The organism is Labilithrix luteola (assembly GCF_001263205.1).
Classification (GTDB): Bacteria; Myxococcota_A; Polyangia; order Polyangiales; family Polyangiaceae; genus Labilithrix; species Labilithrix luteola.
Genome location: NZ_CP012333.1, coordinates 4,803,710 through 4,819,564 on the forward strand (window position 1 = coordinate 4,803,710; position 15,855 = coordinate 4,819,564).

At 66.4% G+C, this 15,855-nt stretch carries 14 protein-coding genes and 1 pseudogene; 11 read left to right on the forward strand and 4 right to left on the reverse strand.

Going from position 1 to position 15,855, the window contains the following annotated elements; all coding sequences use genetic code 11:
* Positions 1 to 3: 3 nt before the first annotated feature.
* Complete coding sequence (locus AKJ09_RS21370; RefSeq protein WP_146649057.1) at positions 4 to 420, reverse strand: globin; 417 nt, start codon at positions 418 to 420, stop codon at positions 4 to 6.
* 190 nt (positions 421 to 610) lie between these two features.
* On the opposite strand from AKJ09_RS21370, the gene AKJ09_RS21375 reads away from it, so the two are divergent.
* Complete coding sequence (locus tag AKJ09_RS21375; protein ID WP_146649058.1) at positions 611 to 1,267, forward strand: NADPH-dependent F420 reductase; 657 nt, start codon at positions 611 to 613, stop codon at positions 1,265 to 1,267.
* 74 nt (positions 1,268 to 1,341) lie between these two features.
* On the opposite strand, the gene AKJ09_RS21380 is transcribed toward AKJ09_RS21375, so the two are convergent.
* Complete coding sequence (locus tag AKJ09_RS21380) at positions 1,342 to 2,019, reverse strand: hypothetical protein (RefSeq protein WP_146649059.1); 678 nt, start codon at positions 2,017 to 2,019, stop codon at positions 1,342 to 1,344.
* Between the two features lie 97 nt (positions 2,020 to 2,116).
* Positions 2,117 to 2,983, reverse strand: a complete 867-nt coding sequence (locus AKJ09_RS21385) for a hypothetical protein (protein WP_169927723.1) — start codon at positions 2,981 to 2,983, stop codon at positions 2,117 to 2,119.
* A 437-nt stretch (positions 2,984 to 3,420) separates the two neighbouring features.
* Here AKJ09_RS21385 and AKJ09_RS21390 point away from each other — a divergent pair, with 437 nt between their 5' ends.
* The 3 genes and pseudogenes from AKJ09_RS21390 (at position 3,421) to AKJ09_RS54935 (ending at position 6,070) form a co-directional block, all read left to right on the forward strand.
* Positions 3,421 to 4,893, forward strand: coding sequence for an aldehyde dehydrogenase family protein (locus tag AKJ09_RS21390; RefSeq protein ID WP_240488544.1), 1,473 nt, complete (start codon positions 3,421 to 3,423; stop codon positions 4,891 to 4,893).
* Between the two features lie 98 nt (positions 4,894 to 4,991).
* Positions 4,992 to 5,606: pseudogene (locus AKJ09_RS56195) on the forward strand (trypsin-like serine protease); the annotation flags it as partial.
* Positions 5,607 to 5,647: 41 nt separating this feature from the next.
* Positions 5,648 to 6,070, forward strand: a complete 423-nt coding sequence (locus AKJ09_RS54935; protein WP_240488545.1) for a hypothetical protein — start codon at positions 5,648 to 5,650, stop codon at positions 6,068 to 6,070.
* Between the two features lie 10 nt (positions 6,071 to 6,080).
* Here AKJ09_RS54935 and AKJ09_RS21400 read toward each other — a convergent pair whose 3' ends face one another.
* Positions 6,081 to 6,776 carry a helix-turn-helix domain-containing protein gene (locus tag AKJ09_RS21400; RefSeq protein WP_146649063.1) on the reverse strand — a complete coding sequence of 232 codons (696 nt, stop codon included), beginning with the start codon at positions 6,774 to 6,776 and terminating at the stop codon, positions 6,081 to 6,083.
* Positions 6,777 to 7,588: 812 nt separating this feature from the next.
* Between AKJ09_RS21400 and mraZ the strand changes: the two genes are divergently transcribed.
* From mraZ to mraY, 7 genes are read left to right on the forward strand one after another with little or no spacing between them, the layout of a single operon-like run.
* Entirely contained in the window at positions 7,589 to 8,032 is a 444-nt protein-coding gene (gene mraZ / locus AKJ09_RS21405; RefSeq protein ID WP_146649064.1) for a division/cell wall cluster transcriptional repressor MraZ, read from the forward strand.
* Positions 8,029 to 9,126, forward strand: coding sequence for a 16S rRNA (cytosine(1402)-N(4))-methyltransferase RsmH (gene rsmH, locus AKJ09_RS21410; protein ID WP_146649065.1), 1,098 nt, complete (start codon positions 8,029 to 8,031; stop codon positions 9,124 to 9,126). Before mraZ ends, rsmH begins: the two co-directional genes overlap by 4 nt.
* Entirely contained in the window at positions 9,123 to 9,497 is a 375-nt protein-coding gene (locus tag AKJ09_RS21415) for an FtsB/FtsL family cell division protein (protein WP_240488546.1), read from the forward strand. Before rsmH ends, AKJ09_RS21415 begins: the two co-directional genes overlap by 4 nt.
* A gap of 9 nt (positions 9,498 to 9,506) precedes the next feature.
* Positions 9,507 to 11,597 (forward strand): penicillin-binding protein, encoded by a 2,091-nt coding sequence (locus tag AKJ09_RS21420; protein ID WP_146649066.1) that lies wholly within the window; start codon positions 9,507 to 9,509, stop codon positions 11,595 to 11,597.
* On the forward strand, positions 11,594 to 13,192 hold the full coding sequence (locus AKJ09_RS21425) for a UDP-N-acetylmuramoyl-L-alanyl-D-glutamate--2,6-diaminopimelate ligase (RefSeq protein ID WP_146649067.1): 1,599 nt from the start codon (positions 11,594 to 11,596) through the stop codon (positions 13,190 to 13,192). The genes AKJ09_RS21420 and AKJ09_RS21425 overlap by 4 nt, the downstream gene beginning before the upstream one ends.
* A 2-nt stretch (positions 13,193 to 13,194) precedes the next feature.
* The gene (locus tag AKJ09_RS21430) at positions 13,195 to 14,700 is read left to right on the forward strand and encodes a UDP-N-acetylmuramoyl-tripeptide--D-alanyl-D-alanine ligase (RefSeq protein ID WP_146649068.1); all 1,506 of its coding nucleotides are present in this window, start codon (positions 13,195 to 13,197) and stop codon (positions 14,698 to 14,700) included.
* The gene (gene mraY / locus AKJ09_RS21435) at positions 14,697 to 15,851 is read left to right on the forward strand and encodes a phospho-N-acetylmuramoyl-pentapeptide-transferase (protein ID WP_146649069.1); all 1,155 of its coding nucleotides are present in this window, start codon (positions 14,697 to 14,699) and stop codon (positions 15,849 to 15,851) included. Before AKJ09_RS21430 ends, mraY begins: the two co-directional genes overlap by 4 nt.
* The last annotated feature ends 4 nt before the right edge of the window (positions 15,852 to 15,855 follow it).

Genomic DNA, 15,855 nt, shown 5'->3' on the forward strand with positions numbered 1-15,855 from the left:
ACGTCAGCTGTGCGCGCGCGCTCGCGCGAGCCGTGAGGCGAGGTCTTCGTACGCGTTACGCCACGTCGTTCGCATCTCGGGAGTCCAGTCGTCGCCGGCGGCGCCTTCGAGCGTGTCGAGGAGGACTTCCTCCATCCACGCGACGACGTGCGGAGGAATGTCGAGGGAGACGTGTGCATTCGCGAGCGCGACGATTGCCGCACTGAAGGCATCGGGATCGTCGACGTTGTCGAGCAGGTCGCCTGCAACGGTCGACAGGCAAACTGCGATGTCGTTCTGAGCGCCGAACACGTGGTCGAGCAGCCGACGCGCCGAGGGGTACTTCCACGAAAGCTCCTCGTAGAAGCGTGCAGCGAGATCCGGAGCACGTCGGTACGACAGATGCCAGCTCTCCTTGAGAACGACCGCGTCGAAAGGCATGAAGCTTCCTCCTTGCTCTGCTCGGCTCGTTAGCAGTGCATGTGCCACGCAGCGCGCGACCCACTGCCCGATCGCGTGGCGTTGTTCGCGATCGACACGCTGAAATCTCGCGATGGGAGCGGCGAGTGCGGCAGCGCGTCCTGAACCGCGCGGGTTTCGTCCGCCGAGTGCCTATGAGAGAAGAGTGTGCATGGAAGCCAAGGCGAAGATCGGAGTCATCGGTTCGGGGGTCGTCGGTGAAACCCTCGCGAATGGGTTCTTGAAGCACGGTTACGAGGTGATGCGCGGCTCGCGCGAAGCCGCGAAGCTCGAAGACTGGAAGAAGAAGGCGGGCGCCAAGGCTCGCATCGGCACCTTCGAAGAGACCGCGCGTTTCGGGGATATCGTGGTCCTCGCCGTCAAGGGCACGGCAGCCGAGAAGGCAGTCGATGGGGCCGGTGCTCAGAACCTCGCGGGCAAGCTCGTCATCGACGCGACGAATCCCATCATGGATGTGCCGCCGCAGAACGGAGTGCTGTCGTTCTTCACGGACTTCCGAGAGTCGCTCATGGAGAAGCTCCAGAAGCGAGCGCCTGCCGCGAAGTTCGTGAAGGCCTTCTCGAGCGTCGGGAACGTCAGCATGGTCAATCCCGACTTCGGCGGCCAGAAGCCGTCGATGTTCATCTGCGGAAACGACGAAGCGGCCAAGGCCGAGACCGCGCGCATCCTGACCACCTTCGGTTGGGAGGCGGAAGACATGGGAGCGATCGAGGCCGCACGCGCGATCGAACCGCTCTGCATGCTGTGGTGCATCCCCGGGTTGCGAAACAACCAGTGGACGCACGCGTTCAAGCTTCTCAAGCGGTAGACGGCGCGCTTACGGGGCCGGAGCGCGCGTTGCCCGCGTTCCGGCCGTCCGATCTCGTCGCGGCTCGTCGCGGCTCACTTGAAGCGCATGCAGCGGCCGCCGGTGTACGCGCCTTTGGCTTCGGGGCGTTGGATTCGAAGGACGGTCTCCCCTTTGATGAGAGTCGTGTTGAGATCCGAGCGCGCGCTACCGTAGCCGATGCCGCGATACTTCATCGCAAACAGGCCCTTGAACGCGCCGTTGTTCATGTCGAGCGCGGCCTCGCTCAGGTTGCCCGCGAGATCGACCCACGGCTCGTCATCGGGATTGAGGCGGACGAGGTCGGTTTGCTTCGTCGTCGCGAGGCTCACGCGTCCGGGCGCCGAGACCACCCAAGACTTGTCGGCCGTCGAATTGCCGAGATCCGGATAATGGTAGTTGTGCACGTTGAGGGGTGAATTCGGGACTGGGAGAGCGTCGCCGGCGTCGAACGTTGCGTTGATGTCGATGAGGTTCGGACAGCGACCGCCGGTCTGCACGGTTCCCGACATGTTGTTGCCCAGCAGGTTTCCGTGATTGTCGTGCTGCGTTCCGCAGCCGGAGACATTCCCGAGCGACGCGGGCGACGCGGTGATGTAGTCGAGGACTTCGTCGGTCACGAGCTGACCGCCATCCCACGCGCAGAACGCCGCGAGCATCGCGTTCGTGATGCAGTTCACCGATTTGACGTCGAGGGCGTCCTGCGCCCGGATCGTCTCGCCCGCGTAACCCACGCCGTCCCCGCGCGGTTGTTGACCGTCGCGTGCGAGGATGTCCGGCGAATACCAATAGGTCGAGAATCCGTACGAACCCGTGAAGATCCCGCAGTCGTTACCGTGGAGGTCGACGTAGATCGACGAGCCGAATTGGTAGTTCGTCCCTAGGTTGCGCGGCTCGTCCGTCGCAGGGGGGCAGAATCACGCCGGGGCCGGGCGGGCCTGATTCCCCATTGTCCTCGGGGCGCGGATCGCCGAGCAGACGCCGCGCGATGACGACGGAGGGCCCCTCGGTGCTCGAGGGCAGGAACTTGTCCCACGCATGATCCCAGACGACCGGCGTGTGGTCCTTGATCCAACCCGCCACGTCCGGCTTGCCGGCGCGCTCCGTGGCCAGGCGCGCGACCCAGTTGCGAATGCGCCCCGCCGTGATCTCGTACTTGTCGACGTAGACCGTTTTGCCGGGATGCGCGGGATCCGCGTAGCCCGAGACGGGGAGGGGGCGGCAGCAGCTCTCGTGCTGGACGCCGGCGGACCCAAGTTCGCCGATCCCGCACGTGTCGCCGCCGAGCTGAATCGTACAGCTCGGAGCAGAGACGCACCTCTTGGCATGACCGCACGCGACCTCACAGTCGTCGTCGACGAGACAGGCCTTGCCTTCGGCGCATTTCGGAGCGGCGGTGCCGCCGCAGTCGACGTCGGTCTCGCTGCCGTCCTTGATCCCGTCGCTCGCTTCGGGGCCGTTCTCGCTCGTCCCTCCCGAGCTGTTCTTGCCCGAGCTACCGCCGGTCGCTCCCGCGATGCCGCCGTTCGCTCCCGAGCACGCGTCACCGTTGCATTCGCTGCACGACGCTGCGCTCGGGCATGTCGGCGACGTGCTCGTGCCCCGATCGTGGTCGCTCGCCAACGAGCACGCAGAGGTCGCAACGAGCAGTCCCAAACACGCCGCGACGCTAGCCCGGAAGACATGATTACCCAACACGGACACTTCTCCTGTTCGGTGCCCCGCGCTCGAATCCTGACGCGCGTGCCACCGACGTTATGCAAGCCCTTCGCCGAGTCCCTCCGCGGAGAGCGAGGCGCGGGATCGACTCGCGATGGGCATCGGAGGTTCGTCGCGGAGTCGATGATTTGGGCGGAAGGCGGAACGACTCAGAAGCCGAGCTCGAGTTCGACTTCCGAGCGACGTGGTCACGCGTACGGCCGGTCTGCGTGCGCGCCAATCCATCCCGCAAGCTTTCCCTCGGGACAAATCGACCGAATCTCGCGATGGCCCGGCTCGTCGCGGGAGGCCGTGCTCGATGCCTTGGATCGTGCGTTGCACGCGTTCCGCGGCGTCGCATGAACACCGATGCGTTCCTAGCCACTCGAGTCACGGCGGTCCGTACGCGTTGTTCCGCCTTGGAGCTTCCGAGGCTGATGGCCCAAGCGCGCTCGTCGGTGCCGGAGGCCTTCGATGGTGGAGGTCGAGTCCTGTCGGCCGTCGGGAACGCGTGGAGAGTGCCGCCGCGATGGTTCCACACCATTTCACCGATCGATGGCACTCCGCTGGCGGAGCTTCCCAGCCTCGACCTGAACCATGCAACCGAAGCCGTCGACGTCGCGGCGTCCGAGCGCACGGCGTGGGCTTCGCGCCGTTCGAACGAGCGAGAGGCTCTGATTGCGCGCGGGGTCGCGGCGCTATCTCGACATCGTGATCTGCTCGTGCGCCTCTTGGCATGGGAGATCGGCAAGACCATTCCCACCGCGAGCAACGACGTCGACCGCTGCATCGCGAGCATCACGTGGTACCTCGAGAACGCAGGTCCGATGCTCGAAGGTCGGCGGCCTCTCGGCCTCGTCTCGAACCTCGCATCGTGGAACTACCCGTTCTCGGTGCTGCTCGCGAACATGCTCGTGCAGATGCTCGCCGGCAATGCGGTCATCGCGAAGATTCCGACGCTGGGCGGCGGCCTCTCGCTGAGCGTTGCCGTGGCTCTGCTTCGTCGCGAGGGGTTGCCGGTGACGTTGGTCGGAGGCCGTGGTCCCGACTTGACCGAAGCTCTGGTGGGCCACCCCGCGATCGCTGCGGTTGGCTTCGTGGGCGGACGTACCAACGGAGCGGCGGTCGCCGAGCGCCTACGGACGTCGGGCAAGCGCTATGCGCTCGAGATGGAGGGCGTCAACGCGTACGCCGTCACGGAGTTTTCGGATTGGAAGGGGCTCGAAAAGCAGATTCGAGCGGGCTTCGACTACGGCAAGCAGCGATGCACGGCATACACGCGCTGGGTCGTCGAGGCGTCGCTTCTCCCTCGATTCATCGAGACGTACGTGACTGCGGCGTCGAGCCTGCGGGTGGGGCACCCGTTCTTGGGAAATCCCATCGACTACGGCCCGCTCATTTCGAGCGCCAAGGTCGAGGAACTCTGGGGGCGCATCGATACGGCGATCCAGTACGGCGCAACGGTTCTCTACGAGGGAACGTCGTTCGACGAGGACTTCGAGCCAGGGCAAGACCGCAGCGCGTACTTCATGCCGGTGCTCCTCACCGGCGTTCGCGCTTCGGCCGACCTCTACGGCCGGGAGCCGTTCGGTCCCGTCGACGTGCTCGTGGCTGCTCACTCCGAGTCGGAGCTCGTGCGCGAAGCCAACGTTTCGAACGGCGCGCTGGTGGCGTCGGTGGCGACGGACGACCCGAACTACGGCGCCAAGATCGCGTCGCGGCTCGACGCTTTCAAGGTCGGCGTGAATCGTCTCCGCTCGCGTGGCGACAAGGATGAGGTGTTCGGCGGGACCGGTAAGTCCTGGGCGGGCGCGTTCGTCGGCGGTTCGAACGTGGTCTACGCGTTCACCGACGGTGAGCGGCCTCCGCCCGGCAACTGGCCTGGAGGGTGGCGCGGGCCAGGCCGATAACTGGCCGGGCCAGCATCCGAGCGCAGAAAGGCGAAGGATCTCGCGAGAGGCCTCTCGGCACGTCGCTCGCTGAAGCGCCGAGTCAGAAGGAGGTCTCCATGACTCGTCACGCGTGCCATTGGTTGGTGGGAGCGTTGGCCCTTTTGGGGTGCAGTCCGTCGGCGGAGAAAACGGATCTCCGCGCATCCGTCGAGAAGGCGACCGACGGTGGTTCGGGCTCGAATGCGTCCGTCGGTTCCGATCAAGTCGAGATCGTTCGTGGTGTGCCGGATCGAAATCGAGACCCCGCCGTCGTGGCGCTCGACATCGACGGCTCTGGGCTATGCACCGCGTCGCTCATCTCGCCGCGCATTATCCTCACCGCTCGTCATTGTGTGAGTCGCACGGTGGAGGAAGTGTCTTGCCCGGCGTCGGGCACGCAGGTTCTCCGCGATCGCGACCCCAAAACGCTCTCGGTGTTGCTCGGCGACGACGCGTCGTCGGCCTACGCCGTGGCGAAAGGGGAGGCGATCATCGCGCCCTCCGGCGTCACGCTCTGTGACGCAGACATCGCGCTCGTCGTTCTCGATACGCCGATCAAGACGGTGAAGCCGCTGCCGATTCGGGCCAAGGGCGCCGCCCGCGGCGATCGCGTTCGCGCCGTCGGCTACGGACGCAAGGCCGACGACCAAGTCTCGGCCGGCATGAAGCTCGTCCGCGAGCACGTTCGTGTGCTCTCGGTGACGCCAGCGGAGTTCACCGTGGGCGAAGCTACGTGCCAGGGAGATTCGGGGGACCGGCCATCGACGAGGATACGGGCGAGATCGTCGGTGTGGTTTCGCGCGGCGGCCCTTCGTGCGAAGGCAGCGACGTCCACAACATCTATACGCGTGTCGACGCGTTCAGCTGGCTCGTCGACGAAGCATTCGCGCGTGCGTCGGGGTTCACGCACGACGATGGCGACTCGGATGCAGGAGCCCCCGAGACGACGCCCGCAAAGAAGGGGACGAAGGCGAAGCCTCCGAGCGACGTTGGTGGTCCTTGCGACACGGGCTCCGATTGCGCGGCGGGGATCTGCCTGAACGACGAGGTCGGTCACTACTGCTCGCGGCCGTGCGGAACGGGCGACCGTTGCCCGAACGGCTATCACTGCGAGTCGGTCGGCGGATCGACCTCGGCGTGCGTGGATCAGCGCTGATCGGCGCCCGTCAACGCAAGCCGTAGCGTCGGAGCTTGTCGCGTAGGGTCGAGCGCGCGATGTCGAGTTGTCGCGCCGTTCGACTCAAGTTGCGGGCGCAGCTTTCGAACGTGCTGACGATGAGCTCGCGCTCGATCCTCCGGAGGCTCGTTCCGGCCGCGCCGCCGGCGAGGGCGGCGCTCGGAACGACGAGGGCTCCGTCCAAAGCTCCGTCGAGAGCGATCGGCCGGATGTCAGTGTTCGTCGCGCCGTCGGAATCGGCATCGGCCTCGGAATCCAGCATGTCGGCGCTGGCTTCGGCCACGATCCGCCCGAGATCGTCGAGCATGGCCTCGAGCGCCGTGCGTCGATACACACCCACGCGAACGGCGGCTCGTTTCGGATCGCTTCCGATGGGACCGACGAGAACGACGTCATCGCCACTCGCGAGATCCGAGAGCGACATCCACGATCCGACGCCGTCGTGGCGCATGATCGCGTGATCGAGGACCTTCGCTACGTACTCGCTGCTGGCGAGCTTGTCGCGAGCGTCCTCGGGGCGCTCCGCGACGGCGATGACCGCGTCGTGCGACGCGAGCCGTTCCGTCACCTCCCGGACGAGATCGGGGTTCGTCGTGACGAGCACGACACGTGGCTGGGTTGAGGTTTTTTCGGACACACCAGATGGGGACATGACGTCTTCCGTCACGATCACGGCCGCGCTCATGGAGAATTTCAGTGCTCCCGGTAGACGGGCTGCATCAACGGGACCATCCCGGTCCGCCCAGTTGCTCGGCTCGCCCCTCCGTGGACACGATGAGCTACGCGATCTGCATAAGAAATCGCACGCGTCGATGGTTCGCTCGCGCTCACGGTCGCCTCGCAAAATGACCTCGGCACCGGACGCTCACCTTCGGCCTGTCGTCGTTTCTGATTCGCAGCGAATCGGCGAAGTCGATCGCGGCCCCACCGACACGATGACGATCCTCGCCGGAGGTCCGGCGACCGCAGACGAACGAGCGGACAAAGCTCGCCGAGCGCATCGCATCGTCGATGCCGTGCGCGCGCGGCTTTGCCTAGCCGCGTGGGAGTCACCGCCGACGTCGAGGCGCCCGCCCAAGCTGCGATGGAGGAAGCGCCACGAGCCGGCGGGCTGGGGGCATGCACGGGAACGTCTGCCACCGGGCGAGGGACGTCGCGAACGTCGGGCAGTGACCGAGACGCGTCGAGCGCTGGCTCACTTCAATAAGTGATGGCGCTCCAAGCATGGGGGTGACGTCCCCCGGCACGTGGACTTGCCACCGAGTCGGCGTCACGGATCACCGCGAACGCGCGAACGATCTCGTCTCCGAGAAGTCGATCCACAGGCGTGCTGTGGATAACTTGTGGGGCGGCATGCCCCTTCGTCGCCATGTAAATTATTGACGCCCCCCCACAGCCAAAATACCTTGCGGCTTCTAGGTGGGAAGAAGTGGCGGAAAGTGCCAAGCAACGGCATGAACGCCCAAGGGCCCCCCACCTGGCAAGGGCGCGTCGCCGATGTTTCGCGGTCGCTACGAGCACACGATCGACGCCAAGGGGCGGACAAGCCTCCCTGCGCGCTATCGCGACGTGCTCTCGTCGATCGGCGAGCGACGCATCATCCTCACGAGCGCGCTCGACCCCTGCCTCGTCGCCTACACGGCGCCGGAGTGGAACGCGTTCGAAGAGCGGCTCGCCAAGCTCCCTCAGTTCGACCGTGCCGTGCAGAAGCTGAAGCGCATTTACGTGTCGGGCGCGGTCGAATGTGACGTCGACGATTCGGGACGCATTCTCGTCCCGCCGACGCTCCGGGACCACGCCGCTTTGAAGAAGGACGTGCTCTGGGCGGGGAGCGGGAAGTACGCCGAACTCTGGGACGTTCAGGCCTGGAAGGCGAACTTCGAAACCACAGATGACGAACGCGGCCAGATCGCGTCTCGCCTTGCGGAGCTCGGCCTATGAGTCAGGCCCGATTCCCGCTTGGCTCACAGGATGGCCAGCTCGCGTTGCCCGGCGTGGTAACCGAGCCGGCTGCCGAGTGGGTCTGGACAGAAGAGACTGGAGAGGAGGCGGACGTGGCCGACTTCGTTCACGCCACGGTGATGAAGACCGAGGTGATCGAAGCGCTTGCACCGCGTGCGGGCGTTTTTGTCGACGTGACCGTCGGTGGTGGCGGTCACACGGAAGCGATTCTCGAAGCCGATCCGAATGCACGCGTCGTCGCCCTCGACCGTGACTCGATCGCCCTCGAGGCCTCGCGTGCCCGTCTCGCTCGCTTCGGAAATCGCGTCACCTTCGTCAAGACGCCGTTCGGCCACGTGCTGAAGGCGCTCCAGGGGCTCGGCATCACGACCGTGACCGGCCTTTGTGCCGACCTCGGCGTGAGCTCTCCGCAGCTCGACGACGCCGATCGCGGCATGAGCTTCCGTCGCGAAGGTCCCATCGACATGCGCATGGACGCGAGCGAAGGGGAGACGGCGATCGAGCTCATCGCGCGCCTCTCCGACGATCAGCTCGCCGACGCGCTCTACCACTACGGCGAGGAGCGCCGCTCACGCCGCATCGCGCGAAGCATCAAGCGCGCGCTCGCCGACAACCAGCTCGAGACCACGCTCGACCTTCGTCGCGCCATCGTGCGCGCCGTCGGCCCCGTTCGCGTCGGCGGCGTCGATCCCGCCACGCGCACGTTCCAGGCGCTCCGCATCGCGGTGAACCGTGAGCTCGAAGAGCTCGAGTCGCTCCTCGCAGCGCTTCCCAGCATCATCGAACCGGGCGGCGTGGCGGCCATCATCAGCTTCCACTCGCTCGAAGATCGCCTCGTGAAGCGTGCTTTCCACGATCGCGCGGTCTGGCAGGTGCTCACCAAGAAGCCGCTCGTTGCGGGCGACGAAGAGGGCGCCGCCAATCCGCGTTCGCGGAGCGCGAAGCTCCGTTCGGCGCGTCGTCGCGGCGGCAGCACCATCCTGCCCCCCGGAAACTCGCTGCCTCCGCCGAGCGGTGACGTGTCGCTCCCGCCACCGAGCATGGAGATCGACGACGAAGGCGGCGACCCGTGAACACGCGTCGTGCGCGCATCTTCCTCTTCAACTGGACGCTCGCCGTCGTGGCCACGGTCTCGGCCTATTGCGTGCATCTTGCCATGCGCGGGCGCACCGTGGCTCTCGGCTACGAGCTCGGCAAGGCTCGCAACGAGCAAGCGCGCCTTCGCGAAGTGAAGCGCGTCCTCGAGCTCGAGTCGGCCAGCTACAAGACGCCGGAGCGCGTCGAGATCGTCGCCCGCTCGCTGCTCGGCATGGAGCCGCCCGGTCCCGAGCGCATCGTTTCGACCACGTCCCGCGCGTCCGACTCCGCCGCTTCCGACAAGCAGGCATCCCAAGCTCCGACCCCGAAGCCGACGCCGACGACCGGCGAATCCGGCCCTCCCTGAGGAGCGTCCGTGAAGAATCTCGATCCCGCGCGCGCCAGGTGGATTCGCTTCCGCATGGGACTCCTCTGCGGGACGATGGCACTCGGTCTCGGCGGCTTCGTCTCGAGCGCCTTTCGCGTGCAAGTCGAAGACGGCGCATCGTGGAAGGAAACCGCTGAAAATCAGCGTCAGCGACGCCTCCACATCGAACCGAAGCGCGGCGCCATCTACGACCGCAACGGAGCTTCGCTCGCCGCGAGCGTCGAGGTGCCGAGTGTCAGCGCCGACGTCGTCGAGATGCTCCGTGGCATCGAGCAGCCGGCCGCGCGTGACGCCGCGCTCACCGAGTTCGCTCCGCGCATCGCCGCTGTGCTCGGACTCGATCCGACCGAGCTGCACACGAAGCTCGCGAGCAAGCGACGTTTCATCTGGCTGAAGCGGCGCATCTCCGCCGAAGAAGCTCAGGCCCTGCGCGACCTCGGGGACTCGAAGAAGCAAGCGCGCGCTATCAAAGGACTCAACATCGAAGGCGAGGGCCGTCGCTACTATCCGGGGCGCGAGCTCGCCGGACCGGTTCTCGGCTTCGTTGCACCCGACGGCTTCGGCAAAGACGGACTCGAGCTCTCGCTCGACGAAGAGCTGCGTGGTCGCGTCGAAGAGGTGAAGGGACTCCGCGATCGAAGCGGCCGCCTCATCTTCTCCGAGGGCACGAACAACGAAGACGCGCTCGCCGGCCACGACGTCACGCTGTCGCTCGATCAGGGCATCCAGCACGTCGTCGAACGCGAGCTCGGTGTCGCGCAGCGCACGTACGAGACGAAGGGCGCGTCGCTCGTCGTCATGGATCCGCACACGGGCGACATCCTCGCGCTCGCCTCGGTCCCTGGCTACAACCCGAACGACTACGCCGACAGCGATGTCGATGCGCGACGTGATCGCGCGGTGACCGACCGGTTCGAGCCGGGCTCGGTCATGAAGGTGTTTACGGTCGCGGCCGCGCTTGCGGGCGGAACGCTCAAGCCGAACGACATCATCAACTGCGAGCACGGCACCTACCAGCTCGCCAACGTCACCATCCACGACACGCACCAGAACGACTTGCTGTCGCCGACGGCCGTGCTCGCCAAGAGCTCGAACATCGGTGCGCTGAAGATCGGGCTCGCGCTGGGCGAACCCGCGCTCTACGCGGCCTACCGTCGTTTCGGATTCGGCGAGCCGACGGGGCTTCCGCTCCCGGGCGAGGCCTCGGGCGTTCTTCGTCCTCGTGGCCGCGCTTGGTACGACGTCGAGACTGCGAACGCCTCGTTCGGTCAGGGCGTCAGCGTGACCACGGTCCAGCTCGCGGTCGCCATGTCCGCCATCGCCAATGGCGGCAAGGTGATGGAACCGATCTTGGTGCGCAAGATCACCGACTCGCGCGGCAACGTCTTGAAGGAGTGGAGCACGCACGTTCGTCGTGAGGCCGTGCCTGCGGGGGTCGCGAAAACCGTCGCGGAAATGCTCACAGCCGTCGTGGAAGAAGGCGGCACGGGCGTCGAAGCTGCGATGAGTGGATTCCGCGTGGCTGGAAAAACGGCGACCGCCCAGAAGGTCGATTCGACGACCGGCAAGTACTCCCAGGACAAGTACACAGCGTCGTTCGTGGGCTTCGTCCCGGCGGAAAAACCGCGTCTCGTCATTGCGGTAGTGCTCGACGAACCGATGATCGGGCGGTACGGAGGCGACCTAGCGGGGCCGGTGTTCCGGCGTGTCGCGGAGGCGAGTCTGCGGTATCTGGGGGTTCCTCCCGCCAACAACGCACCGAAGATCAAAACCGTGAACCGCGCCGAAGATCCTGCCGATGCGATGCTTGCCGCCATGAAGGTGGACGCGCCTGCAGGCTCGAACGCGCCTCCTCCGCGTGCAACGCCGCCCATCGAATTCGGTCCTCCGCCACCCAATGCCGTTCGCGTTCCCGACGCGATGGGACTGGGCGCGCGTGATGCCATTCGCATGATCGGTGGCGCAGGGCTCGTGCCGCAGGTCGAAGGCACGGGTCGTCTCGTCAAGCAGGTGCCGAACGCCGGATCCGCCGTCCCGAAGGGCTCGAACGTGCGGCTAGTGTTCGAGCCCGCATCATGACCGACGAGCGCAGCCCGGACAGCCAGCTCCTCGAGGCACGCACCTCGGACGGTCTCACGCTCGCCGATCTCGCCCGCGAGCTCCCCTCCGCCGTCCTTCACGGTGACGGCAGCGTTCGCGTCTTCGGCGTCCAGCACGATTCGCGTCGCGTTCTACCGGGCGACCTCTTCGTCGTGCGTCGCGGCGAGAAGTTCGATGGCCGCGCTTTCGTTCCCGATGCCATGGCGCGTGGCGCGGTGGCCCTGCTCGTCGACAAGGCCGGCTCCGAGCAGGCGTGGCCGTGTCCGTCGATCGAAGTCGACGATCTCGCGGTGGCGATGGCCTATGCGGCGGCCGCCGTCTACGGCCACCCAGCGTTCTCGCTCGACGTCGTCGGCGTGACCGGAACGAACGGCAAGACCACCACCACGCATCTCGTGCAGACCGCGATCGACGGTGCGCTCGGCGGACCCTTCTGCGGCGTCGTCGGAACCGTCGGCCACAAGTACGCAGGGCAGGTCATTCCGGCGGCGCACACCACGCCCGAGTCCGACGAGCTCGCGCGCGTCCTCGCGATCATGAAGAAGCGCGGGGCCACGCACGTGGCGATGGAGGTCTCGTCCATCGCGCTCGTTCTGCAGCGCGTGAAGGCGGTGCGCTTCCGCGTGGCCGCGTTCACGAACCTCACGCAGGACCATCTCGACTTCCACGGCTCGATGGACGCCTACGCGGCGGCCAAGATGGAGCTCTTCACGACGATGGGGCCCGGCCTCGCCGTCGTGAACGTGAGCGATCCGTTCGGCGCGCGTATCGCCGCTACTGCGCGCTGCAAGGTGTTCCGTGTCGCCGTCCGTCCGGGCGCGCCCGAGGCGGAGACCGCGGACATCGCGGCGATCAGCGCCGAGCCCACGCCGTCGGGTACGCATCTCGTCGCGCGCGTGCTCGGTCGCACGATCGACCTGAAAACAAGGCTCATGGGCGCGCACAACGTGGAGAACATCCTCGTCGCGCTCGGCATCGTGGCGGCCCTCGAGCTCGACGTCGATCGCGCCGCCGCCGCCCTTGCGAACGAAGGCGGGCCGCCAGGCCGGCTCGAACGCTGCGACGGTCCCGACGACGACATTGCCGTTCTCGTCGACTACGCGCACACGCCCGATGCGCTCGTGAACGTCCTCGCCGGCCTACGCCCCGAGCCGGGCGCTCGTTTGATCTGCGTCTTCGGTTGCGGCGGCGACCGCGATCCGAAGAAGCGAAGGCCCATGGGCGAGGCCGTCGGGGCGGGCGCGCACATCGCGATTGTCACGAGCGACAACCCGCGAACCGAGTCGCCCGAGGCCATCGCGGTGCCGGTCGAAGAAGGCGTACGTGAGCAGGGGATGACCAAGCTCGAGGCGGCCGATCTCGCGACCGCATCGCGCGGCTACCTCGTCGAGCTCGATCGCAAGAAGGCCATCGAGCTTGCCGTGCTCGGTGCTCGCCCGCGTGACATCGTCCTCGTCGCCGGCAAGGGCCACGAGGACTACCAGATCATCGGCACCACAAAGCGACCCTTCGACGATCGCGCCGTCTCCCGCGAGGCGCTTGCAGCGCGTCGCGCACCAAAAGGGATCGCGTAGCGATGGCAACCCCGATACCCGCGAACACGGCCCGCTTCTCGATCGACGACGTCGTTCGGGCGACCAAGGGCGTGCTCGCGAAGTCGGGCAGCAAGCGTGAAGTCGTCTCGGTGACCACCGACAGCCGTGCGGTGGTGCCGGGCGGTGCCTTCGTCGCGTTGCGAGGTGCGTCGCACGACGGGCACGCCTTCGCGGCCGGTGCCGTGGAGCGTGGCGCTGCGCTTCTCGTGGTGGAGCGCGGCGGAATCGACGTGCAAGATGCACGTTTTTCATGCGCGGTCGTCGAGGTCGACGACACGCTCGCGGCCTGGGGTGATCTCGCACGGGCCCGCGTCGAAGGGTGGCGTACGGCCGATGCGCGGCGCCGCATCGTGGCGATCACCGGCAGCGCCGGCAAGACCACCACCAAAGAGCTCACCGCGGCGCTCCTCGGGGTCGTCGACAAGACGCACTTCACGGCAGGCAATCTCAACAACCGCATCGGCATGCCGGCGGTGGTCCTCGCGCTCCCCGACGATTGCCGCTTTCTCGTCCTCGAAATGGGAATGAGCGTGCCGGGGGAGATCGACGCGATGGCCACTATCGCGCGCCCCGACGTCGCCGTCGTCACCAACGTGCTCGTGGCGCATGCCGAAGGCGTTGGCGGGCGCGAAGGCGTGATGCGCGAGAAGGGCGGCGTGTACCGCGCCCTCGGTGAGCAGGGCGTGGCCGTCATCAACGGCGACGATGACTTCGTGATCCGCGCCGCCGAGGGCGCGCATGCGAAGCAGAAGGAGATCTTCGGCCTCGCCGAGCATGCCACCTACCGCCTCGTGCGTCGCGAGCCGCTCGGCGCCGATGGTTCCCGTGTGCATCTTGCATGCAAAGGGCGCGAGCTCGTCGTCCACCTCCCTCTGCCCGGTGAAGCCGCGGCGATCGACCTCGCCGCAGCCCTCGCAGCCATCGAAGCGGCGAGCGGCGAGCTCCTCTCGAGTGAACGCATCGACGCGGCGCTCGCGAACCTGCAGCTCGTCGGCCGCGCCAGCGTGAAGCATCTCGCCGGCGACACAGTGGTCCTCGACGACACGTACAACGCGAACCCCGGCAGCATGCGTGCGGCGCTCGCCACGCTCGTCGAGATTGCCGGCACCCGCCGGCGGATCGCCGTCCTCGGGGAAATGAAGGAGCTCGGGCCCTTGGCCGAGGCCGAACACGCGGCCCTCGGCGACGTCATCGCGGATGCCGGTGTGCACCTCGCGATCGGCTGCGGAGGCCTGATTTCCCTGGCTCTCGAACGCGCGGCGGCACGCGGTGTGGAGGTCGTATCGGCCTCGTCCACCGCGGAAGCCGCGCGGGAATCCATGTCACGCGTCCTGCCTGGTGACGCAGTTCTGGTCAAAGGGTCCCGTAGTGTAGGGGCCGAAAAGGTGGTCGCGGTTTTGTCGGAAGTTTTGCCGTTTTCTCCAAAATCTGCATCGTCGTCGGAAGGTGAGGCCCCCGGAGGCCTTCACCGAGGACCTTCCCGATGATCTACGAGCTTCTCTACCCGCTGCGTCACTCGGTGAGCTGGTTGGGATGGCTCAACGTCCTCCGCTACGTACCGTTCCGCATCATCGCCGCGACGATCACGTCGATGCTGATCTGCTTCCTCCTCTCGCCGTGGTTCATCCGCGAGCTGCAGAAGAAGCAGATCGGTCAGGTGGTGCGTGACGTCGGGAACATCCCCGAGGGCCACATCAAGAAGCGCGGCACCCCCACGATGGGCGGCGCGCTCCTCCTGCTCGCGGTGCTCGGCTCGACGATCCTCTGGGCGGACCTCCGCAATCCCTTCGTCCTCGCGGCCACGGCGGTCACTGCCGGCTACGGTGTCATCGGGTATCTCGACGACTACCTGAAGATCCGGATGAAGAACTCGAAGGGACTGCCCGCGCGCTTCAAGCTGCTCGGCCAGTTTCTCGTCGCGGCTGCGATCCTCACCTGGCTCTTCACGTCGAAGGATCGTCTTCCCCCGGACTTCTGGGAGATCAAAGATCGCGTCGCGATTCCTTTCGTGGCGTTCGCGAAGCACCCGATCTCGCTGCCCACGTGGCTCTACGTGGTCTTCGCGGTCATCACCGTCGTCTGCATGTCGAACGCGGTGAACTTCACCGATGGCCTCGACGGTCTCGCCATCGGCCCGGTCATCTTCAACGCCGGCACGTATCTCATCTGGGCCTATCTCTGCGGCGCCACCTTCGGTATCGCGAACGTGGCTCAGCGCTTCGTCGTCGCGAAGTATCTCGACATCCCGTTCATCGCGAGCGCCGGTGAGCTCGCGATCTTCTGCGGGGCCATGGTCGGCGCCGGCATCGGCTTCCTCTGGTACAACACGTACCCCGCGCAGGTGTTCATGGGCGACGTGGGCGCGCTCGCTCTCGGCGGCGGTCTCGGGATGTGCGCCGTGTTCACGAAGAACGAGCTGCTCTCGATCATCCTCGGCGGCATCTTCTTCCTCGAGGGCCTTTCGGTCGTCACGCAGGTGGTCTCGTTCCGCCTGACGGGTAAGCGCATCTTCTTGATGGCGCCCATCCACCATCACTACGAAAAGAAAGGGTGGCCAGAGCCGAAGATCATCGTTCGGTTCTGGATCATCTCCATTTTGCTCGCGCTCGTGAGCCTCGCGAGCCTGAAGCTGAGGTAACGCG